The following is a 25,624-nucleotide window of genomic DNA, read 5'->3' as shown; positions in this document are numbered from 1 at the left end:
GAGGATTGAAATGGATAAAGAGCGGGTAAGCCAAGATTATGCTGTTGAGGTTTTAGATACTTGCTTAAAAGCTGGTAGATTAATGATTGAAGGCGGCAGTGAAACGTATCGAGTTGAAGATACGATGATGAGAATAGCACGTAATGCAGGAATTGCTGGTGCGAGATGTTTTACAACTCCAACCGGAATTTTTATGAGTTTGGGTGAACACTCTTATACTCAGGTTACACAAGTTAAGAAAAGAAATATCAACTTGGAATTAGTAGACCGGGTTAATGAATTATCACGCGAATTTGCGGCTAAAGAAATAACATTAAAGGAATTACAAGAGCGGTTAAAACAGGTTTCCATTTCGATTCCAGACTTTCCAATATGGCTTCAAATTATTGGAGCTGCTATTTTAAGTCCTACTTTAATGGTCTTGTTTATGGATGATTATGATTGGATTGATTTCCCGGCAGCTGCTGTAATTGGTGGTGTATCCTATGCACTTTATTTAGCTATTAAGCGCTATACCAATATTCGTTTTTTAGCTGAAATGGTAACTGCAATATTTATGGGAGTTATTACTATTTTGACTTGTAAAATCTTCCCTAAACTTGTCGTTGATAATATTTTGATTGGTTCTTTGATGACTTTAGTGCCCGGTGTAGCAATCACTAACGCATTGCGTGACCTGTTTGGTGGCGATTTATTATCAGGAATGGCTCGAACAACAGAGGCCGTTCTAACAGCAATTGCTTTGGGTGGCGGAATTGGTATTGCAATTAAGTTGTTGTGGGGTGTGATGTAATGCCTTTTTGGTTAGAGATAATTATTAATTTGGTATTTGCGTGGCTTGCAGCTGTAGGGTTTGGTCTAATTATTAACGTTCCGCACCGTGCCTTAATTTTATGCGGCATTAGTGGAAGTGCAGGTTGGATTCTATATTGGCTAGCAAATCGAATTGGTGTTGGACGATTAGGATCTAATCTTTTAGGGGCGCTCTGTGTGGGAATTCTAGGTTTGGTATTTGCTCGTATTAAAAAGTGTCCGGTAACCGTTTTTAATATTCCGGGTGTAGTTCCCCTAGTTCCTGGTGTCCCCGCCTATCAAGCAGTCCGTGCGATGGTAGAAGGTCAATTATCTGATGCAGAAGATCTGATCTTGCGGGTAGCAATTGTCACGATCGCAATAGCGATGGGCTTTATGCTTGCGCAGTTAATTGGAGAGATCTTTTTCAAGAAGCGCCAAAATAGAAAAAATAAGAAAAATTTAGTATAATAGTAGATGCGACGAGTCGAGGAAAACGCGAGATGCGTTCTTTGACAGAGATCATCTAGACTTTAGAAGTCAAAGCACGGGAAGTGCTGATGATGGGCTACTTTGGCTGTGAAACAAAGACCCTGATATACTTTTGTATGTTTCTCGCAAAAAAGACTAGCTTTCTTTTGAAAGTTAGTCTTTTTTAGTACTACAATATCCTTGAAAGTAACTTAATGAGGTAAAAACTTATGAAAATATCTATTCATCATATTGTAACTCAAAAGGTCGGTAATTCAGTTGGCTTTTCACTGCCTGCTTCTTTTAAAGTAGAAGTGGGAACTGAGTATGCAATTCATCAGAAGTCTGATGGAAGTTTGATCTTAATACCGAAAATTTCTAATCCTTATACCTCCGATGCTAAATTTGAAGATGTACCAGGACCAGAAAGGGAAGCTTGGGAAAATATGGCTATGGAGGAATTACGTCATGCCGAAGAATAAATTTAAACAAGGAGATATTGTGTGGGCGGACTTCTCACCGTCAGTTGGACAAGAAATGAAGGGAAAACATCCTGCTGTAGTAGTATCGTCTAATTCATATAATGAAAAGACTAATTACCTAATGGTTTGTCCAATTACATCTCATGGCAATCATTTCCCTACCTACTTAGACTTGTTCGGATATCATATTCATGGTCGTGTAAATGCAGCTCAAATTCAAACTTTTTCTAGGATGAGATTGTTAGATGAAAAACCAGTAGACCATCTTAGGCCAGAAGATATGCTTAAAGTAATGGAATTACTTAGTTTTGCTTTGCAACTTGATTAGACGAGTAGTTAATTTTTGTAGTTGCATGAAAAAGATTTATTGAGTATCTTAGTAATGAAAAAGGATACACAAAGGAATTTTTATCGTGAAAATTAAACAAGAAGAAATAACTAAAAAAATTGAAGAACAAGATTATCTTCAAGATCTTGAGACAATTAAATATAGCGAAATCACTAAGACAAAATTAAAAAATATTGCAACTAAAATGATTAATGAAGCTGTGCAAGCTTTTAAACATAACTCACTCATTCAAACGCAGCTGGCAATTAGTGGGAGAAGACCCATGACTTTTGCCCTTGAAAGTAACATCATTAATCTTCCATTTGCCAACTACAAAAAAATTAGCAACTTTTGTAACAATGAGGATGAATATGAAGTAAATATTTATTTTGAAACTATTTCAGAATATGTAAATGTTTCTCACTTCCGAATTGATATTCTGGGCTCAAGTGATGAAATTGTAGCCGAGCCAGAAAAGTATAGTGCGTTACTAGTTAAAGCAATTGAAGAGAAAATTGAAGTGATTCGTAATTATCAAAAACCAGAGTCAAAAACTAAGGAGACAAAATAAGGAGCTAGCATTAATGCTAACTCCTTATTTTTTTATTTCACGCATTTTTAGGATGGGGTGGGCATTAGTGTAAAAGAAGAAATCCTCAATCATTGCACTTTCCATCAGACCAGTTGTCAAAATTGGATCTAAAGTCTCAACATTTTCTGGGTACTTTGGCTCTTGGCCTAAATTCATAAGAGCTTTATTTAACGTGTAATGAATATAATGCTCAACCTTATCTTCTAGATCAGTATGTTTATACAATAATTTAATATGGTTAAGCTCATTGTCATATAATTTATCACATAAGTCCTGTACCCAATCATGAACTTTTTTCTGCTCTTTCTTAGAAAGTTTGAAAAAATCTCGCCGAAACTTAATTCCCGTATAAATACCATTTAAAGTTGTAATTCTAAGAGCATACTTAATCAATTCGGCAGTTCTTGGCAATTTATGCTGTCCGAATAAATATAATGGGCCAAAAAACGATGAATGATAAAGGCCAGTTGAGAGAAAAACATGAGCAGCTTTTTTCTGAATAGCATTTTCTGATTGATATACTGTATTCAGAAGTTTCATCTTTTTTTGTAGGTAAGGATTTTGATTTGCCCATTCATAGGCTTCATCTTGATTTTTAGAGTTAGAAAATTCAGCTAATACATGACTGTATGCTTTATTATTAATTGATTCGAGGTAGTGAAGTGCATTATATACAGCAACTTCTTCAGAATTTTCAGCATCTTTTTTTATTTCGGATAGAGCTACCTTCATTTGGAGAGTAGAAGAGAGCGTTAAAGAACCAAAACTGTGCAAAATCACAGTTTGTTCGTTTTTAGGAAGATGAAGAAACTCTTTCTGATCTTTGTAGATTGGAACACGGCGAGGTTCATAGACAATATCATTTAACCTCGCCCAAGCAGAACGATCTACTTGATCTTCTACAGTGTTCCAGTTATTTGCTTTATAATAAGATTTTTTATTCATTTTTTTGCCTGAAATCACTTAAAAAACTAATATTGTTAAGAGCTGGATTTTGGATCGGTAAATCCTTTTGTGCACCTTTTTCTTTTTTTCGAGCTTCCATAACAATTTGACGTACATTTTTGACATCGGTCGAATTGCCACTAAGTTCTAATAAGTAAAGAATAGGAACATGCAATGTAATGGAAATTTTTTTTGCCGTTTGGGCAAAAAGATCGTTAAAGTTACGATTACCACATCCAATTAATCCTAAAAGATTTTTTTTATTATCTTTATATGTTAAAAAGTCAACAACTGAATCCATCATAAAGTCTTGATATGAAGGTAAAATCAAAATATATTTATCATTCATTTGATATTGAGGATGAGCATCCTCAATCCGATGTGCATCAAGCCCTGTCTTATCTATGAACCGTTGCGTTTGTCCCGTAATTGTATAAAAAGCTATTTTTACCATAGTTTTGCCCATTGTTATACACCAAAACTACCTTCTACATATTCAATTGTCGCGATTTTTAAAGTTAAAGTCAAATCAAAAAAAGTTTTAAAAACGGCAATAAGTACCGTATACTTAACTTAAAGAAAATGGAGGTTCCTTATGACACTTGGATGGAATATTTTAGGTATTTTGGCCTGGTTAATCCTGGTTTTATATTTAATTTTTATTGTACAAAATATTCGAAAACGTCACTTAATAATGATTGTTAAAGATCGCAAACGCTTTGAATGGAAAACTACCTTGTTAGATATTTTAGAAGTTTTACTTCTTTTATGCGGTGCGATCTATATGTTTAGCATCACTTTATTTTACAATCCTGATTTAGAAAATAAACAGGTTTTATCTAGTAAAATTGAATATCAACCATTAATTTTAACAGCGGGCAATAAACGCTCATACTATGTCACCGCTAAATCTGACAATAAAAAGACTCCAATTCAGACATATACTTTTTATAGTAACGGAAATAGAGTAACTGTTACGAGTAATTATGCTACAATTTCTGACGGAAAAAATCCAATGTCTGTTCAAGCGGGAGCTATTCCTTATTCATCTAAGCAATTAGTTCAAGCAGATGCACGCTATCAAAATGCATATGTAGCTACTTATACAGCTACCTATAAGAAAAACTGGCAGAATGGATTAAGAATGCATGCTGGTAAGACAGCAGCTAAATACTATTTAATTAGAGTACCGGACCGTACTTTTGTAAGAGAATTAAAATAATAAGGATAATTTGGTAATAAAAAGACCTTATTTCGATGAGTACAATTCGAAATAAGGTCTTTTGTTTAGTTATTTAGAAGATCTTTCTGCATAACGACTATAGCGAATATTTTGTAATAAAAATCCTAGTATAAATGCCATTACTAAAGTTGCTGATAAGTATTCAAGTACATTACCTGCATAAAAAGCAGCAAACAAGATGAATCCACCTGATAGTAATAGCGAAGAGTTTAAAAAGGATCTTATTTTTTTATTGAACAACCAATAAAAGATGCCATAGCCGAGAACAAATAAGTAAATAACATCTAAGAGGATAACTCCTAATATTCCCATTGAATAATACTGTGCTAAAAAGTCTCGCTCTAGTGGAGCAATATTATTTTCACGGCTAAAGGAAATACCAAACAATTTATTTAACTTATTTTTGTCATTTTTCATGACGCGACTTAAGATATCTTTTTCTAGATGTCGGTAATTTAGGCGTTCATTTGCTGGTCTTTTCATCACTTCAAGCCAGTAGTAAGGATCATTTTGATAAGAGTAATGCTCCAATACTAGATCATGTTTTAAAGAATAGACCCAGTAATTTTTCTTGATAAATTCTTTAAGATAGTCTTCTTGTTTTTTGCCCTTGTATCTTTTCAGTCCGGCATTAAGTTCTTGATCAAGCTTTTTCTTGTCACCAAGATTACTTCTCTTTTGAGCTACACCACTTTCAAGTGAAGATCTTCTGAGAGTTGGACTATAAGGAAAAATAGCAGCCGAAGCAGTTAGTATACAAATTAATGTAATTAAAAATTTGGATGAAAACTTAATATTCTTCAAAATTAAACTATGAATTAAGAAGACAAATAAAAAGACCACTAGGCTAATAATCAGTCCGAAATTTCCAACTTTTGTTCCAAGCATTAACATTGCTAATGCTTGCGCACTCACTAGAACTATATTTAAAAGATTAAACTCTTTATAAAGAATATAGAGCATAATAGGCATGATCATAAACAAAATAGCTGATAAAGTATTAGCTTGAAAGAAAATTCCTTTAGAAGCTAAAGCATTAAAAGGATAGTTTGTTTGAGTAAACCAAGAAAAAATATTAGCACTAATTCTTTTAGCTTCAGTAGTATGGTATGAAGTTAATGAGAAAAGAAATAGATTCGAGATAACGATTGTTAAAGAATATAAGCCTGAGATACCTTGAATTACGCGGAAAAAGTATTTCTCTTTAAAACCGCTGTATGAGGTAATATAGATAACAATTAGTGGTAGACAAGCTCTTACTAGATAAAAAATTTCAACTTTAGGTGAGTAATGGAAACCTGTTGCGTCCATATCAGTAAAATTTCTTACCGAAATTAGGTGAAAAATTGAGTATAAAATTAAAACACCAATATAAGAAATAATCCACCATTGTTTTCTGAATCTTTGCCAATTATTTTTGATACTAAAGAATAAAGCAATGGCAATAAACACTCCTAAAACTCTCAAAATAGTGGGGATTGAAAATTTTAGAAGCGGTGGCCTAGATAACCAATAAATATCTAAAAATGGCTGAATTAAAATAAACCAAAATAAGAATGTTTGAAGCCGTTTTTTCATGTGATTTTAGGTTCCTTTGATAAAACAAAAAATATTTAGGCTTAATTTTTATTTTGATTCTTTGTCCTTTTTGTCAGGTTCAACTTTAGAAATCTTTACATCGTTTGTTGCGGCAGTCTTTCCACGTGCAGGTGATTTCACCTTCTTTAAGCGCTTGAAGTTAATGACCATTTTATTGTTTAATTCATTAACTGAAGATTCATCTTCTGGGTCATATGAAGTTATAGCTAGCAAAGCAGAATTTTCATAAATTTTTTCTACTTTTCCTTGAAAAGGATGCTTAAGTTCTTCCTCAGAAGTAGCAGCTAAAATTTGACCAATTTTTACATCAGCTTTTTTCATTTAAAAAACTCCCTTTTCTGTACAGAAATGTTTTACAATAGTGAAATACTATTATATATAATAGTCGATTTCAAGCGGGAGAGTAATATTTTGCAAAGAATTATCATAATTGCGGGACCAAGTGGAGTAGGAAAGACAACAGTCTCAAAATACTTAACGGAAAAATATAATATTCCGCGTGTAGTAACACATACTACTCGGCCAATTAGACAAGGAGAAATTCCTGGAAAGTCATATTATTTTGAAACTGATGAGAGTTTTAAAAAACTTCATTTCTTTGAACATGTAAAATATGGGGAATATCAATATGGCTCAAGTAAAGAAGCTTTGGAAAAAGCATGGGCAAAGAATGACTTGGTTTCTTTGATTGTTGAGACTGACGGAGTTAAGTCCTATTTAGAAAAATTAGGGAAGCAAGCATATTTTATTTATTTAACTGTTTCAGATTTTTCAGTTCTAAAAAAGCGGTTATTAGGACGCGGAGATAAAGCTAGTGAAATTGATAAAAGATTAAATAGTTTTGAATTTAAGCGTGATTTACGTTTGTCAGATGAACTTGCTAAAAAAGCACATGTATTAAATAATGACAACTGGGAAAAGACAGCTAAAGAGCTCGATAAGATCGTAACAAAGCTGGAAAATAAATAGATTTTGAATATGAAAAAGGCTGATAATAAGCTAAATGTAACGACAATGATTTAGCTTTGTAACAGGGCTGTAATATTTATGCCCTACAATAACCATTGTCAATAAAAAAAGAGACACATAGCATAACTTTTTAGTTAATTAATGACGGCTATGTTGATAATTAAGAAAATGAATTTTACGGAGGAATAACCCTTGACTATCAAATCTAAAGTAATCAAATTTACAACTGCTGCATCATTCGCTGTTGCAGGTATCGCAACTTTAAGTGCAGCTAAATTAAACTCATTATCTTTTAACGGTACTGCTCAAGCTTCTACTCTTCAAGCACCTTCAAAAGAAATTGGTGTTGTAAAGGTAAACTCTAAGACTGGTGAAAGTATTGCTGTTTGGAACAGCTACGAAGATGGTAAGCAACAAACTGGTAAGTACTTACCACACCAATCAAGCTGGAAGACATACAAGAAAGTTAAGACTGTTAAGGGTGAAACTTGGTACAACTTAGGTGGAGACCAATGGATTTCATCTGACAATGTTGAAGAAGAAGCTCCAATCGCAGTTACTGCTGATTTATCTGCAGTTGCCACTGCTGTAAGTCGAGTTCCTGCAGCTAACGTTGCAAACAATGATGTTGCACAAGCTCCAGCAGCAAACGTTAACAACGCACAACAAGCTTCAGCACCTATACAACAAGCAACTGCTCCAGTAGCACAACAAGCAGCTACTACAACTGCTAACACTGCATCTGTTGCAACTACTACACCTGTACAAACTAATACTGCAGCAACTACTAAGCAAGTATCTACTGCTTCAACTCAATCAAGCACTACTAACACTGCACCTGCACAAAACAACACTGCTGCTAAGCCTGCACAACAAGCTTCAAGTCAAGCAGCAACTACTCAAACTGCTAAGCCACAAGCTTCAACTCAATCAAACAGCAGCACTGCACAAACTGTAGTTAGCGCAGCACAATCACAAATTGGTAAGCCTTACGCATGGGGTGCAACTGGTCCTAACGCATACGACTGCTCTGGTTTAGTTCAATACGCATACAGCCAAGCTGGTAAGAACGTTGGACGTACTACTTACCAACAAGCTGGTGCAGGCCAACACATTTCTGTTAGCCAAGCACAAGCTGGTGATATCTTAATGTGGAGTAACTACCACGATGCTATTTATGTAGGTAACAACCAATACGTACACGCACCACAACCAGGTCAAAACGTAACTCAGGCTTCTATCTCAAGTTACTTCATGCCGGATTACGCAATCCGTGTAAACTAATAAATTGAAATAAAGATAGTTATTTTAGAAGGTTAATCAAAAGATTAACCTTCTTTTTTGTGATATAATTAAAAGAACTTTTTAAGGAATTAGGTATTTTTAATGAATAATAAAAACGAAGAAAAAAATACCCATCCCACAAATAACTATCGGAAGTGGCTAATAGGTATTTTAATTGGCTTAATAATAATTTTAATAGGTTGGTTAATTTTTGGTCATATTCAGTCTAAAAGAAATGCTGAAGCAGAAAAATTTAATTCTAACCACTTTAATCCGAATGTCGTAATTTATAATATTCCTGTTGGAAAGCTAACGGTCAAAAAAGCTACTGCAAAAATAAATGAAAAAGCAAAAAATGATGCGATTTTAGAGGGTGATAAAGTCGTAGTAAAGAAGACGAGTAATAAAGTGATTATGCGTAAAAAAGTTCAATCATATTTTGAAACTCAACATACTCGTTACCCTAGCCGGAAAAAATGGTATTTTCAAAACAATACCTTATTAACAGCAAAAGATAGATTAAATCAGATTAAAGACCGACAGGTGAAATATACTGTAAATGGTAAGTCTTTTGTATTTAAAAGAGCAGAAGTATTTCCAAAGGTATCATATAAAAATAATAAGTACGTATTTTTGGATACAAAAATTCTAGAAGATAAAATTAACAGCATTAACAAAGAAGTATCTACTCTTCATAAATCCTATGACTTTAAGCTTCCAAATGGTCAAGTTACGACGGTTAAGAATGAAAGTTATGGATGGGCAATTAATGAAAAGAAATTATTAGCTGGTGTTGAGGATGCATTAGCTAATAACGTTCAAACCCTTAATGGAAAAAATTATATCTATGGTGAAGGTTTTAGTACCTATGGAACTGGTTATGGTTTAAGCAATAATGGAATTGGTAATAATTATATTGTTGTTTCTTTAACTGATCAAAAGACGTGGGTCTATAAGAATGGCAAATGTGTATTAACATTAGATACAATTGTTACTGGTACAGTAGAGACTAAGCTTGCTCATAAGAATCTAGAAACACCTACTGGAGTTTGGTATATTCACTATAAAGAATCTCCAAGTGTTTTAAAGGGAACAAATGATGATGGTTCGAAATACTCAGTTGATGTGAAATACTGGATGCCATTTACCTTAACCGGCTGCGGCTTCCATGATAATAGCTGGCGAAAGAATTGGTCGAAAACAGCTTATCTAAATGATGGTTCTTATGGATGTGTTAACTTAAGACCGAGTGATGCTCCGAAAGTTTGGAATAATGTGGAGAAAAACGAAGCTGTAATTATTTATAAATAGTATAAAAAGGCGTAGATTTTAAAATCTACACCTTTTTTGTTTGTTAAACAGTTTTAGTTTTAAATTTTTCTAGATCTTTTGGTGATAGTCTTACTGTAACATGAACGCCATCATCTTTGAAATCTTCATTTAAAATTTGACCATATTCATGAAGATAGGCTAAATTTTTACCGTCTGATAAAGGTAAGACCAAGTTTACCTTTTCGTAATTATCAAAAACTTTTTTAACAATTAAATCAGCTAGTTGCTTAATTGATTCGGGATCTTTAGCTGAATATAAAATATCATTTCCCTCAATTTGTGGATAATTGCGATCTGTTAAGTCAGCTTTATTATAAGCAGTAATCATTGGGACATTGGTAATCTTCAATTCATCTAGAACTTTTTGGGTCGTTTTAATCATTTGAACCATATTATGATCGGAGGCATCTACGACATTGATTATCAAGTCAGCATCTTTAGCCTCTTGCAAAGTAGCCTTAAATGATTCAATTAAGTTATGAGGTAGCTTGGAGATAAAACCAACGGTATCCGAAAGGATAAAACTTAAGTCATCTTTTAGGTCAATTCTTCTAACACTAGTGTCTAAAGTCGCAAATAGCATATTTTTTTCAAATACTTGCTTTTTAGACGCTTCATCACTAAAGATATTCAACAACTCATTCATCGTTGTTGATTTTCCAGCATTAGTATAGCCAACGAGGGCAACCTGTGGTAGACGAGAATTGTTTCGTCTAGCAGATTTTATTTCTTCTTGTTTGCTAATGTCTTTTAGTTCTTTTTTAATTGCACTAATTTGTTTACCAATAGTTCGTCTATTTAGCTCAAGTTTAGTTTCACCAGAACCACGGTTAGCAAACCCACCACTTGCACCACCAGAACCACGCTGCTGGTCTAGATTGTTTTCCGATGGATGAAGCCGAGGTAGTTCATATTGCAATCTAGCAAGTTGAACTTGTAGTTTAGCTTGTCTACTACGTGCGCGATTAGAGAAAATTTCTAAAATTAATTCAGTTCGATCAAGCACTTTAAGTTTTGTCATGCGCTCAATATTTCTAATTTGAGTTGGCGAAAGCTCATCATTAATGACCAAGATCTTAGCATGTAATTCGCGAGCCATATTTTTAATTTGATTAAGTTTACCAACACCAAAATATGTTCCCGCAACGATATTTTCAGCCTTTTGGCTTGCTTCCCCAACAACATCTAGGTTGTTGGCAAGTGCTAATTCTCTTAGCTCAGTCATATAATAATCAAAATTAGGATCATTTAAATTTACGCCTGCAATAAAGGCCTTAATCTTTTTTGGTTGATTATCGATCAAATAATTCACCTGCTTTCAAAAAGTATTTCATAATTATATTTAATGGCTTAAAAAATCATCATAACCATTCCTTTATTTAATAGTATAAAAATTATAATTTCTTTTTAAATAAAAATCAATTTTGATACAAAAAGGCCACTTCGAATAACGAAGTGACCTTAGGATATTTGAACACGGTAATATCCCAATAGAGATAATTACTTTAATTAACCGTGCACATAAATATGAGTGGAGCATGTAATTGATGCTCTAATACCATAATAAATTTTTACACTTGTAAATGAATTAAACTGACTGTATCAAAGGTAGTTAATTAAGAAAATCACTTAAGTCATATAATTATGGGGGAATAGGAAAGCTCACGACTTAAGGGTATATAGGGTGACAAATTTATTATCTTTGTAATACATAGTTTAAACTGAGATCGTATGTAGCGATACGTTTCAGCTTCCTGAAGAATTTAGTTAAACTGTATTTTACTAACAATTAATTCACTATTTTAATTTTGTTGAACTATAGACGGGAAAAAGTAGTGAAAATAGTGAACGATTATTATGATTTAGAACATCAAAAACTTCTTCTTAATATATTTACTAAATATTTATATAAAGTAATAGCAATTAAATAAATTGTTATTTATTTGCTTCTCTATGAAGACTGCCTTCACTTATAAATATAAATCGTCAATGAAATAATAGCAAATAAAAGGCTTTTACATATTGTTATGTTATCAAATGATAATAAAAGCCAAATCTACTAAGGATTTGGCCTTTGTTTTAATTTTGTTTTTCCCTTGTTCTTTGCCATTTAGCAATTAATGGTAAAAGTACACCTAACCCAATCATCAAAAGTGGTTCAACAATATTTAAGATTAACATGTGCCACCAAGTAGAGGATCCTGCTTTAGCATCGATTGGCACGATTCCAAAGGTTGCTCCGGTAACAGTAATAATTAAACACCACCAGCCGACAATAACAGCAAATGTTTTATTCTTAATAAAAACGTACTGAGATGGGAACTTTTCTGGGTGAAGTCTAATTTTAATAAATGCCCAGAAGAGTAACCCAGTAACATATGGAGAAACAATTCCGTTTAGGTTTAATAACTGATTAAAAATATCATTCACTGAAGGAAGCGTAGCGCTCAAAAATAGAAGGACAGAACAGATTCCTGTTGTTAACCAATATCCATTGATTGGTAAGCCATTCTTATCAGTTTTAGTTAATTGTTTTGGTAAGTATTTTTTGGCAGTATCTGATAAGAAGATTCTAGCACCCCCATCAACTAAAACAGCTAGTTGGGCTAGCATATAAAGAGCTTGGGTAATAATGAAAGTGTATAAGAAAAATTTTCCCATACCAAACTTTTCACCCATGGCTTGGAAGGCATAGTAAGAACCATTCATCTTTAAGTCATCAGGCAGGTGATGTGCATTGAAGAATACACCTAGAGCAAATGAACCAAAAATAGTTAGAAAACCTGTCATGATTGCTAGCATATACATTGCTTTTGGAAAGTTTCTGGGGCCATCTTTCATTTCAGTAACATAAGGAGCAACAAATTCTGCCCCGTTCATGGCAAAAATTAATAATCCTAATGACATTAGGAATTTCATATCAAAAGTTGGTAAAAAATTCTTAAAGTGGAACGGTTGAGTAGCAATTCTACGGCCTTCACCTAAATATACAATTGTCATAATTACAAAAAGAATTGTCATAATGAACATTGCACCGCCACCAATGATCGATAACCATTGTAGCGAGTTAGCAAAGCGATGTTGGAAGAAGATAAAGATGACAAAGATGATTGCTGTAAATAAAGCAAAAGCCCAATTGCTCATTTCTTTGTCACTTAATGCATGTCCTTTAAAAAGCCATGCAAAAGAAACAACCGTTGAATTCGCTACATCAACCAAGTAAGGCAATGAAACTACCCAATAACACCAAGCTGTAATATAACCCATTCGATCGCCAGAGGTGTGTCTTAGCCAAGAAGATAAACCTCCGCCGTCATCTGAAAAAGTAGCCCCTAGTTGTCCGACAATTAATTCGTATGGAACTACAAATAGAATTAACAGTAATATCCAGTCACTAACTACAGCTAATCCTTGATTTTGAAAGTTATAGATAATGTCATCAAAACCAATAACTGTAACAAAGTCCATTAAGGCAATCACGGGCCAGGTTAGTTTTTTACGTTTTTGTGCCTCATCAAAAGTATCCAAAAAATTTCCTCCTAAAAATCCTATACTATTATCATTTATCTAAATTTAGGAGGTGGGTTGAAGAAGTAGCTTCCCTGCATTCTATACCTCATTTCATATCATATTTTATTTATAATCACGGTTTCTATTATACAAGAAGAAAAGATAAAAAATTAAAAAACAAACTTTACTTTTTTACACGGTGTCTGTATTATATAGTATAACAGGTACGTAATACACTATAACGAAAAGAGGAGTCAAAATGAGTGAAGTAGTTCAAGTGCAAAATATTACTAAGACTTATGGTAAAAAAGGTGAAAAACAATACCAAGCTTTAAAGGGTGTTAGTTTTGATGTAGAACGTGGTGAATTTGTTGGAATCATGGGTGCATCTGGTTCTGGTAAAACTACTTTGTTAAATATTTTATCTACATTAGATCAACCTACAACTGGAAATGTATACATTAATGGCCGCGATATTACTGGCTTAAATAAAAATCAAATGGCAGATTTCCGGGGTCAAGAGATTGGCTTTATTTTTCAAGATTTTAACTTATTAGAGAATTTAACTAATCGTGAAAATATTGCTCTTCCTCTTTCACTTCAAAATGTGAAGAGTAGTCAGATTAATCCTAAAGTTGATAAAATTGCTAAGCGATTAGGAATTGATCACATCTTAAGTAAATATCCAGCAGAAATCTCTGGTGGGCAAAAGCAACGTGTTGCAGCAGCGCGTGCATTAGTTCATGAACCAGCTATTCTTTATGGAGATGAACCAACTGGGGCACTTGATTCAAAGAGTGCTACTGAATTACTTGAAACAATGAAAGGTCTAAATGAAAATGATAGAGTTTCTATTTTAATGGTTACTCACGATCCATACTCCGCTTCATATGCTAGTCGAATTCTTTTCATTAAAGATGGTAAGATCGGAAAAGAAATTAAAAAAGATGGTAAAAGTAGAGAAGAATTTTATCAAGAAATTATTGCTGAATTAGGTAGACGTTAAGAATAGAAAGGAAATAATTATGCTTTGGAAATTATCATTAACCGGGATTAAAAGCCGGTTCAAAGACTACTTAGTTCTTTTTTCAGGCTTAACTTTTGCTAGTGCCATCTTTTATATGTTTATGACGCTAGCTACAAACCCAGCCTTTTTAAAGGGTTCACTAAGCATTGCTTTTAAAATTACCCAAATTGTTTTTGGTTTTGGAATTGCATTACTTTCTATTATCACTTTTGTCTATATTGTATATGCCAATAGTTTTTTGCTCAGTATGAGACAAAAAGACTATGGAATGTATATGATGCTAGGAGCTAGAACAAGCAAAATTGGAAGATTAATATTTACCGAAACTCTTGTTGTTGGTTTACTGGCTACTTTATTGGGTACAGTCTTAGGGGTTGGCTTAACGCAGGGAGTTTCCAGTGTGTTGATTTCCCAACTAGGATTGCAAATCCATAAATTTGTTGGTTTTTACTTACCAGCTTTACTTTGGACAATAGCTTTCTTTGCGATTTTGTTTTTCTTAGCAGCTTTTTGGAATCGTCATAAATTAGTTAAGTCAAATGTGATTAACTTACTTCATGAAGATCAAAAACCAGTTAAATTACATAGAAATAAATTATGGAAATTTATTGAAGCACTTTTAGGAATTGCGTTACTTGCTCTTGGTTATTGGGCAATGATGCATGCAGCAAAATTAGGAACGAAAACTATTCCAATAGCCTTCTTTACAATCGTTTTTGGTTCTTACTTTACTTTTGATTCCTTCTTTACAGCAATTATTGATTTACTCCGTAAGAACTTAGCTTACAAATATAAGAAATTACATTCCTTCACTTTAGGACAACTTAAGTTTAGATTAAGTGATTATACTCGAATTTTATCTACTGTCTCCTTATTATTTGCTCTTGCTTTAGGAGCAATTACAGTTGGTTTGAACTTTAACAATATGACTGAACAGTCAATGCAAAGTACCTATTATGATGTAGTTCTGTATGGTCATAATAAAAAAGTAGATAATCAATTAAAGAAAGTTTCTGTAAAATCTACTACAACGTTTGACTATAAGATGGTGGTAGAAGGTAAAGGAAAAGAAAAAACTAGAGTACTTTATATTCCAGAAAATCAAATCAAGAATAATCGGATCATGTATCAACATTATTCAAGAAAAAATGATATGAATCATTATGATACTAGACGTATTAAAGCAAGTGATTTTAAGAATAAGACTGATACTAATGAAGCACAATATCAGTTAGTATCTTTAACTCCATATATTGATGCTCAAGCTAAAGTTGTGCCAGAAACTCAATATAATCAAGTTAAGGCTAAAGTAAATAGAATTGAGCTTTTAAGAGTTAACAATTTTAGAAGTAACTTTAATAATATTGAGAAACTCCAAAACTTATCAGCAACTCAAATGATGAGTTCACCAGAAGTTGATAAAGACGCAGTTAATGTAAATCTCTCTAATTCTAAATCAGCACAATATCGCTTAGTTTCAAGTATGACCTCTGGTTTTGAATTTATGGGCTTCTTCTTAGGATTAGCATTTTTAGCAATGCTTGCTTCAACATTAATGTTTAAAGTTTTATCTGGGGCAAATAGCGATAAACCAAGATATCAAATGCTTTGGAAGGTTGGAACAAGAAAGAGCCTTTTAAAAGCATCCATTGCAAAAGAAATTGGAATTCTATTTGCTTTACCTGCTGCTTTAGGAGTAATTGATGTTTTATTTGGACTTCAATTATTTAAGTCTATTTTGGGGATGAATACCTACGATAAACTTTGGATTCCATTTACTATTTTCGGAGTACTTTACGTAATTTACTACTTATTAACAGTAATTTTATATCAACATATTGTTTTACAAAAAGAAGATTAGTAAAAAAGCGCTTATCAAAATGATAAGCGCTTTTTTCTACACAGACATTTTGTTATAAGACATAATTTTCATATCTTTATCTGTCATATTCATAATTGTAATTGATGCATTTCTTGGACCATGGGCTAAATTATATTCTCCAGGAGCAAAACGAGAAACAATACTTCTAATTGTAAAGCCATGGGTAACAAGGAGAATATTTTCAGCTCCATCTAATTTGCTAATTAAATCAAAGCCTTTATCAACGCGATTCCAGTATTCTTTCGCGTTTTCAGCTTCATGATATGGATCTGCTTCTTTCATGTAGTCCTTAATAGTATTGATATCTACTTCTTTAAGTAGTTCATCTCGTCTTGGATAACCGTGAGGCCCACCAATCATACGCCATGCTTCGTCTGAATTCATTCCTTCAAAGAAGCCATAGAATTGTTCTCTAAAAAATGGTGTTGCAAGGTGTTGCAACTCATCTCGTTTACAATTTTCATTAATAATATAATCACAAGTATCACTAGCTCTTTTTAAGTCACTTGAGATAGCAATATCAAAAGGAACTTCACTCAAGGCTTTACCTGCATCTTTTGCGCCTTGGACCCCCTCATCAGTTAGGGGCGTGTCACACCAACCTTGCATTTTATCGTAGCGGTTAATATAAGTTTGACCATGACGAACAATATAAATTCTCTTCATTTATAAACTCCTTGAATAACACTAATTCACATTATAACAAATCTAAAAAATCAAAATTTTAAACGGTGTATATAAAAATAAAATTAGCAGAACACCTACTATCACTAATAAAATTGTGTTTCTTTTCGTTGATTTCTGACATGTTTCTTTATCAATCTTATTATTTCTAAAATTACGACTTACATTAACTTGACGAACTATTAAAATCGCAATTAGCACTAAATAAATATTTAATCCAATAAACTCAAATATTCTCATTATGTTTTGTGTCTTTCATTTATAGCATAGAAGTATTGTATCAAAAATTTTGAATATTCGGCCTAAGTATATTAACTTAATAGGTGAAAGAAGAGGGGTTTTTTATGAGAGTTACGAAATTAGTAATTGGAATTTTAATGATTGTCTATTCAGTTTGGTTATTTATTCAGGGTCTATTAGGTGGATTCTTGGGAATAATTGCTGAGAAAAATATGGTAGCAGGAATTATTGGAGTTCTCCTTTGCGGTCTATTTATGGCGAGTGGTATTGTTTATGTTTCGACTGAAAATAGTGAGGGGTTAGGCGGTGATATTGCTGGGTTAGCAATGATGATTGTTGCCGGAATTCTTGGAATTTTGGGCGGCTTATATGCTGGTTTGATCTGGACCGGAATTTTAGCATTAGTAATTGGAATTGGATTCTTTGTTTGGCATTTGAAAACAAGATAAGAAAAAATCGGATTAGCTTAAATAGTTAATCCGATTTTTTAGGTCGAAATATTTCATCTATGGGGATTAAGTTTGTACAATTGAGTTGATAAGACCTATTATTTTGTGATGGAAAGAAGAATTATTATGAAATTTATGTCTTGGAATGTAAATGGCTTCCGGGCCGCTTTACGTCATGGTTTTGTTAATACTTTTATGGACTTAGATGCAGATATTTTTGGAATACAAGATACACGTCTTCATCCGGATGAATTATCAGTAGATCTACCAGGATACTATCAATATTGGAATTATGCTGAAAGAAAGGGCTATGCCGGAACTGCTGTTTTTACAAAAGAAAAACCAATTACTGTGGCTAATGGCTTCGGTGTCCCAGAAGTTGATGGCGAAGGAAGAAGTATTACTTTAGAGTTTTCAAACTTTTACTTTATTAATGTTCAAGTACCATTTTCTGGAGAAAAGCTTCAAAGACTAGACTTTAGAGAATTATGGGCACAAACTTTTAGAAATTATGTTACTAAATTAATGCAATACAAGCCAGTAATTATTGGTGGAGATATGAGTGTCGCTCATGAAAGAATTGATTTAGCTGAGCCGGATGATAATCACCATCGTCCAGGATTTACTGGTATTGAAAGAAAAGAATTTTCTGAATTATTAAATGCTGGCTTCATTGACACTTTCCGTTACTTCCACCCAGATGAAGCTAAGTATACTTATTGGAGCTATCGTGATAAGGAAGCTCGGGCAGAAAATCTTGGCTGGAGACTAGATTACTTCCTAGTATCTAATAATTTGGAAGATAAATTAACTAATGCTAAGATTTTAAGCAATATTATGGGCTCAGATCACTGTCCAATTGAACTAGATGTCGATGTTACTACTAGATAAACATGGAAAAGCATAAAAAATGTACTCAAGAAAATGGAAACTTGAGTACATTTTTTGTTTATAGAGGGATTAAAGTTATTTAGTAGTTACGGAGTAGACATCATTCTGTGGATTATTTGCTGGTTGCATATTAGGATGGGCGATAATATCATTGATTTCTTGGCTATATAGATCGGCTTTTCCACCAAAAATAGCTTGAACTCCGCCAGCAACTTTTAATACCCCAGGAGCGCCCAACATTTTAAATACGTCATCATTAACTAAACTATTATCCTTTAAAGAAACTCTCAATCTGGTTGCACAAGCTGAAACAGTTTCAATGTTTTCTAAACCACCAAGAGCACTGATAATCTAACAAGATTCATTGTATAGTATGAAAAGCTTAATAAAGTTGATGTAAATAAAATTAAGGAGCAGGCGCTTGCAGCAGTTATGAAAAAATCTATTTATCATAAAAGTTAAATCCGGACAATAAAAATAGCCAAACTACTTAAGATAGAGTAATTTGGCTATTTTTCTAATTTAGAACGTGTTAGTTATTTGATTACAGAAAAGCAGAAAGCATAAAGTTACGTATACCTTTATGCTTGTGTAAGTGTTAAATTTACGTTTTCATTATACAAGGTGTTTAATATTAAGTCTAAAAATATGCTTGCTAAAATTCTATTAATATAATGTTGTTAATCGGTAACTGATTCTAATGATCTAGCTTGTTGTCGTGCTTTAATAGACCGCTTGACCAGCTTCATTAATTCAACTTGTAAGATTGAGAATAGGGAAAGAATAATTACTACTAACCATTGTCTTGGTGTAAGAGTGGTTAAATGGAAGAGAGATTGTAAGTTAGGAGTAAAGAGAATAACTCCCATCAAAATTGCTGAAACGATAAAGGATATGATTAACCAAATATTAACTTTATTTCCCCTAACCCAGATTGGATCAGTATTGGAATGTTGATTAAATGCGCGAAGCATTTGAGATAGAGCTAGAACACAAAAGGCCATTGTTTGACCAGCAATTGGGTTATCAAAAGTGTCCCCAATCCAGTAAGCTAATAGTGTCATTAAGGCAACAAAGATTCCTTGGCTGATAACACGCCAGACTAGATCTCTTTCAAATAAGGTTCCAGTCTTCACTGGTTTATGCTTCATAATATTTTTACTTGCAGGGTCTACTCCTAAAGCTAGAGCAGGCAAGCTTGCGGTAGCTAAGTTGACCCAAAGAATATGTACCGCAAGTAGTGGAGCATCCCAATTAAAGAGGGTAGCAATAAATAAAGTAGTGATTTCTGCAATATTACCGACTAGTAAAAATTGAATTACTTTTTGAATATTGCGGTAAACTTTTCGTCCTTCTTTAATGGCGGCAGTAATGGTTGTAAAACTATCATTAAGCAAAATCATGTCCGAGACATCTTTAGCAACGTCAGTACCAGTAACTCCCATAGCAACTCCGATGTCAGCTGCTTTTAAAGCGGGTGAGTCATTAACTCCGTCCCCCGTCATAGTTACTACTTCTTCATTTCGCTTTAGACTTTGAATAATTCTTAACTTATCATTAGGTGAAACACGAGCAAAAACTGTGGTTGACTTAACTGCTTGATCTAATTCATTATCAGTCATTTCGTTTAGTTCAGTACCAGAAATAACAGTATTTCCATTAGCATAAATACCTAAGTTTTTAGCAATAGCAACTGCAGTATTTTTATGGTCACCAGTAATCATAATAGTTTTAATACCTGCTTCGCGAGCCATTTTGATTGAGGCTTTAACTTCATCCCTAGCTGGGTCAATCATCCCAACAGCTCCTAAGAAAACTAAATGTTGTTCAATATTTTCATTTTCTTGCGGTAAATTTAAAATGGTTCGGCTGGCAAAACCTAAAACTCTCAATGCTTTGTTAGACATCTGATGTGATAAAGCTAAAATATTTTCTTTATCTGTCTTAGTTAATTTCTGCATTCCACTGCTTGTAGCAATGTAGTCACAGAGCGGGAGTAATTCGTCCAGTGCTCCTTTAGTGTAGGCAACATATTCATTGTTTATTTCATGAATTGTAGACATACGTTTTCTAATTGAATCAAAGGGATACTCGCCAAGTCTTGGATATTCTTTTCTTAAGCTGGAAACAGAATATCCAAAATCTTGTGCTAGCGGAATTAAGGCTCCTTCTGTAGGGTCACCAATAATTTCTTCTGGGTTAGCAGGACTAAGAGAAGCATCATTACAAAGACTAGCAGCATACATTAAGTCTTTATAAGCATTATTGTTTTTAGCTGTTTTTTGAGTTTTTAAGATTTTTTTGTTAAGGAAATCATCTCCGTTAGCCAAATGAGTTACTGTCATTTTGTTTAACGTTAGAGTTCCTGTTTTGTCAGAACAAATAACTGTTGCATTTCCAAGGGTTTCAACTGCTGGTAGATTTTTGATTAAGGCGTGTTTCTTAGCCATTCGCTGTACTCCAAGTGCCATAATGATGGTTGCAGTTGCTGGAAGTCCTTCTGGAATGATTGAAATAGCTAAAGAAATTGCTACTAAAAATTGTGGTAGAAGAGGACGTCCATAAAAAGCACCGATGGCAAAAATTAAAACACAAATGATTAACCCAATAATTGTTAGAATTTTACCAACAGCATTAAGTTTCCGCTTCAGTGGAGTATCACTAGTATCATCGTTTTCTAGCATCCCAGCAATTTGACCAATTTCTGTGTCCATCCCAGTTTTAGTTACAATTCCACTTCCTCGGCCATAGGTAACAATCGAAGAAGTGTAGGCCATATTTTTTCTATCGCCTAAGGGACAGTCAGGTGAAAGAATAGCAGAGGCATTCTTTTCACTGGCAATTGATTCTCCTGTTAAAGAGGCTTCAGCAATTTTTAAGTTATTGGATTGAGTTAAACGTAGATCAGCCGGTACCATATCACCATTAGTCAAGATAACTAGATCGCCGACTACTAATTCACTAGCTGAAACAATTTTTTCAGATCCATTTCTAATTACTGTTGCAGTTGGGGTGCTCATTGTTTTTAGAGCGGCAAGAGAAGCTTGTGCTTTCTTTTCTTGGATAATACCAATAATAGAGTTGATTATCACAATAAAGAAAATCACCCCAGCTTCTACCCATTCATTTAAGAGAGCAGAAAAACTAGCTGCCCCTAATAAAATTAAAATCATTGGATCAAAGATTTGCTCTTTGAGCATGTTTAAAATTGACTTAGGAGGCTTTTCTTTTAGAAGATTATGCCCATATTTTTTTAAGCGCCTATTAGCTTCTTCCTCGCTTAAACCAACTGAACTTGTTTCTAGATTTGAAAATAACTCGTCTTTTGTTTGAGAATACTCGGGAGGTTGTTTCTGACTATCCATAAAGGATATACCATTCCTTTCTTATTAAAAATGAATAATTTTAATTTGTATAGCTTTGATAAATATTGCTATTTACATATTTAAAGCTAATTATATTTATGAAATATAGTATAAAATAACTGACAATTTAAGTCTAAAAATATGCTTATAATAATATACCTTTGCTATAGTTAAGAGAGAAATGAGGGAAGGAACATGAAACAACTTGATCAATCATTTATTATTGGGATTTTTGGCTTAATTGGTTTGTTTATTGGCCTATTTGTCAAAAATATTATGGTCTGGACTTTTGTTGGAATTGCAGTGGGATATGTGATAACATTTTGGATTCCATATTTTAAAAAGCAAAGCCAATTGAAGAAGAAAAATACAAAATAAGAGCGACTCTATGCTGAGAGTTGCTCTTACTATTTTTTATATAATTTTTTAACATCTTGGACGTCACTTGGTTGAATTGTATAAAAAGATCCTTGTGGATACATAACTGAAATTCCGTCTTTATGACCTAATCCTATTGCATGACCTAATTCATGTTCAACGGTATTCACAATCCGGCCATTATTGTAGCCATAGCTTGGGTTTAAAAGATAATATGAATTTAGGCGAACCGTGGCTTTAAGTAAATGCCCAGTTAATGAGTTATATTGAGTATCAGTTAATCCAGCCGCATTTGTTTCACCGTCATTCATTGACTTAATAATAATTTTGGCATTATTTCTATCGTTTGTGATTTTAAAATTAAAGGCACCTGTATTATTCCAAATATTAATTCCATCAATTGCAGCTTGTTTTAGAGTTGGATCAGAAAGATCTATGTAAACCGTGGCTGTATTAGATTCAAAAGTATGTCCTTTAGAATTATCTGCACTATTATCATCATTTTGGATTTTTTCAGGTGAAATAAATTGTTGTACTTTTGCAGTTAGATATGGAAGGGGATTTCTAGTTCCAAATGTTTTTTCAATTTCTGGAGCAGCTTTTTGATAGGCAAAATCAAGTCCCACAAATAAAAGTGCTAGAACTAGAATTGTTTTAAAAAATCGTTTCACTTTCTCATCTCGCAATGTAATTTTATTTAATTATAAAACTAATTATTTAAGAAAAGACTAAATAACAGTTGAGACTTTCTGAAAATTATAAATTCTTTTAGAAAGCGTATACATATGATAGAATAATATGCAACGTTTTTACTAATGCTAGAAATAGGTGACGTAATTTTGGTAAAAGAAACTGAACAACAAAAAGAACAAAAGCATTTAGATGATGTTCTTGGCTTAATTAAAAAGAAAGAAAAAGAGCTTGATCATTCAATCGACCATGCACAAAATGAAGCTCAAAATATCAATTCACACTTTTTTGATGATGTGAAATTAGATTATGATGGCTACTCCACTTCAATGGATACTGCTTTGTCGATTCACCAGCAACAACAGATGTTAGCTGAAAGACAAAATGCCTGGCAGCATTCAGCTAAGCAATTATCGACCTTGCAGCGTTTAGAAAAGAAGCCATATTTTGCAAGAGTTGATTTTCAAGAACCGAATGAAGAACCAGAAACTATTTATATTGGATTAGGTTCTTTTGCAGATAAAGAAGATCATTTTTTAATCTATGATTGGCGTGCCCCAATATCATCTATTTACTATGATGGAAAATTAGGAAAAGTATCATATAATGCACCAGATGGTGTGCAAACTGTTGATATGACTAAGAAACGTCAATTTTTAATTAAAGACGGCAAGATTACTAATATGTTTGATACCAATGAATCCATTGGGGATCAAATGCTCTTAAATGTCTTGAATGAAAAATCATCTACACAGATGAAGTCAATTGTGACTACCATTCAACGCGAGCAAAATAAAATTATTAGAAATACTAGTGCTGATCTTCTATTTGTTCAAGGAGCTGCTGGTTCGGGTAAGACTTCTGCGATTATGCAACGTGTGGCTTACTTACTATATCGCTACCGTGGCAATCTGACTTCTAGCGATGTTATTATGTTCAGCCCAAATCAATTATTTAATGATTATGTTAAAAACGTTCTTCCTGAAATGGGAGAACAGAATATGGTTCAAATGACTTACTGGCAGTTTGTTTCTCGACGTGTTCCAGGAATGAATGTTGAAAACTTATTTGAGCAATTCGAAGATAATGAGCAAAATGACAAGATCGTTAACTTGAAGAATTCACTCCAATTCTTTAATGCAGTAACTCGCTATGCAAAGCATCTTGAAAAGAATGGTTTGATTTTTAAGAATATTTACTTTAAGAGTAAGAAAAAACCATTTTTTGATAAAGAAAAGATCAAGGAAATCTACTATGGCTTTAATGAAAACTATCATCTGAGAAATAGAATTGAAGCGACAAAAGAAGCTTTGATTAATAGCTTAAATCGGAGAATTGAACCTGAAACTAAGAAGGTATGGGTTGATAAGACCATTGAATCTCTGGATCAAGAGCAATTAAATAAGTTGTATGATCGCCCAGATCAAGAATTTGAATCTAGTGCAAAAGAAGAACACTTTTTAGCTCGTAAGATTGTAATTAATCAATTAAAGCAAGTTAGTCGCAAGATTCGTCAGAATCGCTTTTTAAATATTCGTGCACAATACTTACGTTTTTTACGTGCCGTTCCTAAGATAATTGACTTAAGTAAATGGGACATTACTCAAGAGGAGTGGGATGCTCATATTGAAAATGTTAAAGGGCGGTTTAAGGCTGGAAGAATCAAGATGGCTGATATTTCTCCATACCTTTACCTATATGATCTAGTAACCGGACGTAGAACAGATTATGAAATGCGCTATGCCTTTATTGATGAAATTCAGGATTACACTCCATTCCAATTAGCGTACCTTAAGTACAATTTCCCTAGAGCTAAGTTCACGATGTTAGGTGACTTGAATCAAGCTATTTTTACTAAAGATGAAAGTAAAACACTTTTGAGTCAAATCTCTAAATTATTTGGTCCCGAGAAGACCGATGTTGTTCAATTAACGAAGTCGTACCGTTCAACGAAGGAAATAACTAACTTTACTAAGCAAATCTTGCGTCAAGGTGAAAAGATTGAAGCTTTTGATAGACGTGGTCCAAAGCCAGCCTTTTACAAGCGTGATAGTATTGAGAAAGAATACAATGCCTTGCAAGATATATTGGCAGAAAACGATGAGCAAAAACTAACAACAGCGATTATTACTAAGACATTAGCTGAAGCTCAAGAAGTCGCTAAAGTATTAAAAGAAAGAAATATTAAGGCAACTTTGATTGGGTCTGCGAACCAGCGTTTAGTGCCTGGTACTTTAGTAATGCCATCCTATCTTGCTAAAGGACTAGAATTCGATGCAGTGGTTGCTTGGAGTGTTTCAAAAGAAAACTATCATCAATTAGATGAAACTCAATTGCTTTACACGATTGCCTCACGGGCAATGTATAAATTAGATCTAATTTATACAGGTGAGAAAAGCCCTTTGTTTGATAACTTAGATGAAAAAACTTACGTAAATAAGTAAAAATAAAATCCCTCTTGGATCTCGGTA

General features: G+C 33.4%; 25 protein-coding genes and 1 pseudogene. 15 read left to right on the top strand and 11 right to left on the bottom strand.

All coding sequences use genetic code 11. The features are described 5' to 3' along the window. The first annotated feature begins 10 nt into the window (after window positions 1-10). The 5 genes from Q9R40_RS03015 (at window position 11) to Q9R40_RS02995 (ending at window position 2,644) form a co-directional block, all read left to right on the top strand. Window positions 11-793 carry a threonine/serine exporter family protein gene (locus tag Q9R40_RS03015; RefSeq protein WP_304676313.1) on the top strand — a complete coding sequence of 261 codons (783 nt, stop codon included), beginning with the start codon at window positions 11-13 and terminating at the stop codon, window positions 791-793. After that, complete coding sequence (locus Q9R40_RS03010; RefSeq protein ID WP_094497928.1) at window positions 793-1,263, top strand: threonine/serine exporter family protein; 471 nt, start codon at window positions 793-795, stop codon at window positions 1,261-1,263. Before Q9R40_RS03015 ends, Q9R40_RS03010 begins: the two co-directional genes overlap by 1 nt. A 230-nt stretch (window positions 1,264-1,493) precedes the next feature. Then, window positions 1,494-1,745: a type II toxin-antitoxin system PemI/MazE family antitoxin gene (gene mazE, locus Q9R40_RS03005; protein WP_057718611.1), complete on the top strand. Its 252-nt coding sequence runs from the start codon at window positions 1,494-1,496 to the stop codon at window positions 1,743-1,745. After that, window positions 1,732-2,073 (top strand): type II toxin-antitoxin system PemK/MazF family toxin, encoded by a 342-nt coding sequence (locus Q9R40_RS03000; protein ID WP_127836025.1) that lies wholly within the window; start codon window positions 1,732-1,734, stop codon window positions 2,071-2,073. The genes mazE and Q9R40_RS03000 overlap by 14 nt, the downstream gene beginning before the upstream one ends. A gap of 85 nt (window positions 2,074-2,158) precedes the next feature. After that, complete coding sequence (locus Q9R40_RS02995) at window positions 2,159-2,644, top strand: hypothetical protein (RefSeq protein ID WP_297937438.1); 486 nt, start codon at window positions 2,159-2,161, stop codon at window positions 2,642-2,644. Between the two features lie 24 nt (window positions 2,645-2,668). Here Q9R40_RS02995 and Q9R40_RS02990 read toward each other — a convergent pair whose 3' ends face one another. Both Q9R40_RS02990 and nrdI read right to left on the bottom strand, forming a co-directional pair. Beyond that, window positions 2,669-3,610, bottom strand: coding sequence for a ribonucleotide-diphosphate reductase subunit beta (locus Q9R40_RS02990; protein WP_304676300.1), 942 nt, complete (start codon window positions 3,608-3,610; stop codon window positions 2,669-2,671). Further along, window positions 3,603-4,064 carry a class Ib ribonucleoside-diphosphate reductase assembly flavoprotein NrdI gene (nrdI, locus tag Q9R40_RS02985; protein ID WP_297937445.1) on the bottom strand — a complete coding sequence of 154 codons (462 nt, stop codon included), beginning with the start codon at window positions 4,062-4,064 and terminating at the stop codon, window positions 3,603-3,605. Before nrdI ends, Q9R40_RS02990 begins: the two co-directional genes overlap by 8 nt. Before the next feature lie 141 nt (window positions 4,065-4,205). On the opposite strand from nrdI, the gene Q9R40_RS02980 reads away from it, so the two are divergent. After that, the gene (locus Q9R40_RS02980; protein WP_135352654.1) at window positions 4,206-4,832 is read left to right on the top strand and encodes an LVIS_2131 family protein; all 627 of its coding nucleotides are present in this window, start codon (window positions 4,206-4,208) and stop codon (window positions 4,830-4,832) included. A gap of 69 nt (window positions 4,833-4,901) precedes the next feature. Here Q9R40_RS02980 and Q9R40_RS02975 read toward each other — a convergent pair whose 3' ends face one another. Together Q9R40_RS02975 and Q9R40_RS02970 are read right to left on the bottom strand one after the other, a co-directional pair. Next, window positions 4,902-6,431: an O-antigen ligase family protein gene (locus Q9R40_RS02975; protein ID WP_304676296.1), complete on the bottom strand. Its 1,530-nt coding sequence runs from the start codon at window positions 6,429-6,431 to the stop codon at window positions 4,902-4,904. A 48-nt stretch (window positions 6,432-6,479) separates the two neighbouring features. Then, on the bottom strand, window positions 6,480-6,773 hold the full coding sequence (locus tag Q9R40_RS02970) for a DUF2187 domain-containing protein (protein WP_297937452.1): 294 nt from the start codon (window positions 6,771-6,773) through the stop codon (window positions 6,480-6,482). Between the two features lie 90 nt (window positions 6,774-6,863). Here Q9R40_RS02970 and Q9R40_RS02965 point away from each other — a divergent pair, with 90 nt between their 5' ends. From Q9R40_RS02965 to Q9R40_RS02955, 3 genes are all read left to right on the top strand, one after another. Beyond that, window positions 6,864-7,421 (top strand): guanylate kinase, encoded by a 558-nt coding sequence (locus Q9R40_RS02965; RefSeq protein WP_297937455.1) that lies wholly within the window; start codon window positions 6,864-6,866, stop codon window positions 7,419-7,421. 192 nt (window positions 7,422-7,613) lie between these two features. Then, entirely contained in the window at window positions 7,614-8,705 is a 1,092-nt protein-coding gene (locus Q9R40_RS02960; RefSeq protein ID WP_304676293.1) for a C40 family peptidase, read from the top strand. Window positions 8,706-8,807: 102 nt separating this feature from the next. Further along, window positions 8,808-10,016, top strand: a complete 1,209-nt coding sequence (locus Q9R40_RS02955) for a L,D-transpeptidase/peptidoglycan binding protein (RefSeq protein ID WP_304676292.1) — start codon at window positions 8,808-8,810, stop codon at window positions 10,014-10,016. A 43-nt stretch (window positions 10,017-10,059) separates the two neighbouring features. Here the strand turns inward: Q9R40_RS02955 and hflX are convergent, their stop codons facing one another. Then, complete coding sequence (gene hflX, locus Q9R40_RS02950) at window positions 10,060-11,340, bottom strand: GTPase HflX (protein ID WP_297937464.1); 1,281 nt, start codon at window positions 11,338-11,340, stop codon at window positions 10,060-10,062. A gap of 776 nt (window positions 11,341-12,116) precedes the next feature. Further along, complete coding sequence (locus tag Q9R40_RS02945) at window positions 12,117-13,565, bottom strand: APC family permease (protein WP_180873199.1); 1,449 nt, start codon at window positions 13,563-13,565, stop codon at window positions 12,117-12,119. A gap of 241 nt (window positions 13,566-13,806) precedes the next feature. Here Q9R40_RS02945 and Q9R40_RS02940 point away from each other — a divergent pair, with 241 nt between their 5' ends. Both Q9R40_RS02940 and Q9R40_RS02935 read left to right on the top strand, forming a co-directional pair. Next, window positions 13,807-14,553 (top strand): ABC transporter ATP-binding protein, encoded by a 747-nt coding sequence (locus Q9R40_RS02940; protein ID WP_297937470.1) that lies wholly within the window; start codon window positions 13,807-13,809, stop codon window positions 14,551-14,553. Between the two features lie 19 nt (window positions 14,554-14,572). Beyond that, a complete protein-coding gene (locus Q9R40_RS02935; RefSeq protein ID WP_304676288.1) occupies window positions 14,573-16,435 on the top strand; it encodes an ABC transporter permease in 1,863 nt (620 codons plus the stop codon). Between the two features lie 36 nt (window positions 16,436-16,471). Here the strand turns inward: Q9R40_RS02935 and Q9R40_RS02930 are convergent, their stop codons facing one another. Beyond that, window positions 16,472-17,122, bottom strand: a complete 651-nt coding sequence (locus tag Q9R40_RS02930; protein ID WP_304676287.1) for a histidine phosphatase family protein — start codon at window positions 17,120-17,122, stop codon at window positions 16,472-16,474. A 42-nt stretch (window positions 17,123-17,164) separates the two neighbouring features. Next, on the bottom strand, window positions 17,165-17,380 hold the full coding sequence (locus Q9R40_RS09515) for a hypothetical protein (RefSeq protein ID WP_370648946.1): 216 nt from the start codon (window positions 17,378-17,380) through the stop codon (window positions 17,165-17,167). A 104-nt stretch (window positions 17,381-17,484) separates the two neighbouring features. Here Q9R40_RS09515 and Q9R40_RS02925 point away from each other — a divergent pair, with 104 nt between their 5' ends. Next, window positions 17,485-17,829, top strand: coding sequence for a hypothetical protein (locus Q9R40_RS02925; protein ID WP_297937479.1), 345 nt, complete (start codon window positions 17,485-17,487; stop codon window positions 17,827-17,829). 126 nt (window positions 17,830-17,955) lie between these two features. Beyond that, window positions 17,956-18,720 (top strand): exodeoxyribonuclease III, encoded by a 765-nt coding sequence (locus Q9R40_RS02920; RefSeq protein ID WP_300591834.1) that lies wholly within the window; start codon window positions 17,956-17,958, stop codon window positions 18,718-18,720. Window positions 18,721-18,795: 75 nt separating this feature from the next. On the opposite strand, the pseudogene Q9R40_RS02915 reads toward Q9R40_RS02920, so the two are convergent. Together Q9R40_RS02915 and Q9R40_RS02910 are read right to left on the bottom strand one after the other, a co-directional pair. Continuing rightward, a pseudogene (locus tag Q9R40_RS02915) lies at window positions 18,796-19,092 on the bottom strand (glucose PTS transporter subunit EIIB); the annotation flags it as partial. A gap of 308 nt (window positions 19,093-19,400) precedes the next feature. Continuing rightward, window positions 19,401-22,085, bottom strand: a complete 2,685-nt coding sequence (locus Q9R40_RS02910) for a cation-translocating P-type ATPase (RefSeq protein ID WP_304676282.1) — start codon at window positions 22,083-22,085, stop codon at window positions 19,401-19,403. A 195-nt stretch (window positions 22,086-22,280) separates the two neighbouring features. On the opposite strand from Q9R40_RS02910, the gene Q9R40_RS02905 reads away from it, so the two are divergent. After that, complete coding sequence (locus Q9R40_RS02905) at window positions 22,281-22,463, top strand: hypothetical protein (RefSeq protein WP_061399988.1); 183 nt, start codon at window positions 22,281-22,283, stop codon at window positions 22,461-22,463. A 29-nt stretch (window positions 22,464-22,492) separates the two neighbouring features. Here the strand turns inward: Q9R40_RS02905 and Q9R40_RS02900 are convergent, their stop codons facing one another. Then, entirely contained in the window at window positions 22,493-23,134 is a 642-nt protein-coding gene (locus Q9R40_RS02900) for a matrixin family metalloprotease (protein WP_304676276.1), read from the bottom strand. Between the two features lie 144 nt (window positions 23,135-23,278). On the opposite strand from Q9R40_RS02900, the gene helD reads away from it, so the two are divergent. Then, the gene (gene helD, locus Q9R40_RS02895; RefSeq protein ID WP_304676274.1) at window positions 23,279-25,597 is read left to right on the top strand and encodes an RNA polymerase recycling motor HelD; all 2,319 of its coding nucleotides are present in this window, start codon (window positions 23,279-23,281) and stop codon (window positions 25,595-25,597) included. The last annotated feature ends 27 nt before the right edge of the window (window positions 25,598-25,624 follow it).

The organism is uncultured Lactobacillus sp. (assembly GCF_948948975.1).
Lineage (GTDB): Bacteria > Bacillota > Bacilli > Lactobacillales > Lactobacillaceae > Lactobacillus.
Note: the sequence above shows the minus strand (reverse complement) of the source record. Positions and strands in the feature narration are given on the sequence as shown.

Bases quoted from the DNA above. Each gene is read 5' to 3' on its own strand.
- Q9R40_RS03015 (WP_304676313.1), top strand. From the start codon at position 11: ATGGATAAAGAGCGGGTAAGCCAAGATTATGCTGTTGAGGTTTTAGAT.
- Q9R40_RS03010 (WP_094497928.1), top strand. From the start codon at position 793: ATGCCTTTTTGGTTAGAGATAATTATTAATTTGGTATTTGCGTGGCTT.
- mazE (WP_057718611.1), top strand. From the start codon at position 1,494: ATGAAAATATCTATTCATCATATTGTAACTCAAAAGGTCGGTAATTCA.
- Q9R40_RS03000 (WP_127836025.1), top strand. From the start codon at position 1,732: ATGCCGAAGAATAAATTTAAACAAGGAGATATTGTGTGGGCGGACTTC.
- Q9R40_RS02990 (WP_304676300.1), bottom strand. From the start codon at position 3,610: ATGAATAAAAAATCTTATTATAAAGCAAATAACTGGAACACTGTAGAA.
- nrdI (WP_297937445.1), bottom strand. From the start codon at position 4,064: ATGGTAAAAATAGCTTTTTATACAATTACGGGACAAACGCAACGGTTC.
- Q9R40_RS02980 (WP_135352654.1), top strand. From the start codon at position 4,206: ATGACACTTGGATGGAATATTTTAGGTATTTTGGCCTGGTTAATCCTG.
- Q9R40_RS02975 (WP_304676296.1), bottom strand. From the start codon at position 6,431: ATGAAAAAACGGCTTCAAACATTCTTATTTTGGTTTATTTTAATTCAG.
- Q9R40_RS02970 (WP_297937452.1), bottom strand. From the start codon at position 6,773: ATGAAAAAAGCTGATGTAAAAATTGGTCAAATTTTAGCTGCTACTTCT.
- Q9R40_RS02955 (WP_304676292.1), top strand. From the start codon at position 8,808: ATGAATAATAAAAACGAAGAAAAAAATACCCATCCCACAAATAACTAT.
- Q9R40_RS02940 (WP_297937470.1), top strand. From the start codon at position 13,807: ATGAGTGAAGTAGTTCAAGTGCAAAATATTACTAAGACTTATGGTAAA.
- Q9R40_RS02935 (WP_304676288.1), top strand. From the start codon at position 14,573: ATGCTTTGGAAATTATCATTAACCGGGATTAAAAGCCGGTTCAAAGAC.
- Q9R40_RS02930 (WP_304676287.1), bottom strand. From the start codon at position 17,122: ATGAAGAGAATTTATATTGTTCGTCATGGTCAAACTTATATTAACCGC.
- Q9R40_RS09515 (WP_370648946.1), bottom strand. From the start codon at position 17,380: ATGAGAATATTTGAGTTTATTGGATTAAATATTTATTTAGTGCTAATT.
- Q9R40_RS02925 (WP_297937479.1), top strand. From the start codon at position 17,485: ATGAGAGTTACGAAATTAGTAATTGGAATTTTAATGATTGTCTATTCA.
- Q9R40_RS02920 (WP_300591834.1), top strand. From the start codon at position 17,956: ATGAAATTTATGTCTTGGAATGTAAATGGCTTCCGGGCCGCTTTACGT.
- Q9R40_RS02910 (WP_304676282.1), bottom strand. From the start codon at position 22,085: ATGGATAGTCAGAAACAACCTCCCGAGTATTCTCAAACAAAAGACGAG.
- Q9R40_RS02905 (WP_061399988.1), top strand. From the start codon at position 22,281: ATGAAACAACTTGATCAATCATTTATTATTGGGATTTTTGGCTTAATT.
- helD (WP_304676274.1), top strand. From the start codon at position 23,279: ATGCTAGAAATAGGTGACGTAATTTTGGTAAAAGAAACTGAACAACAA.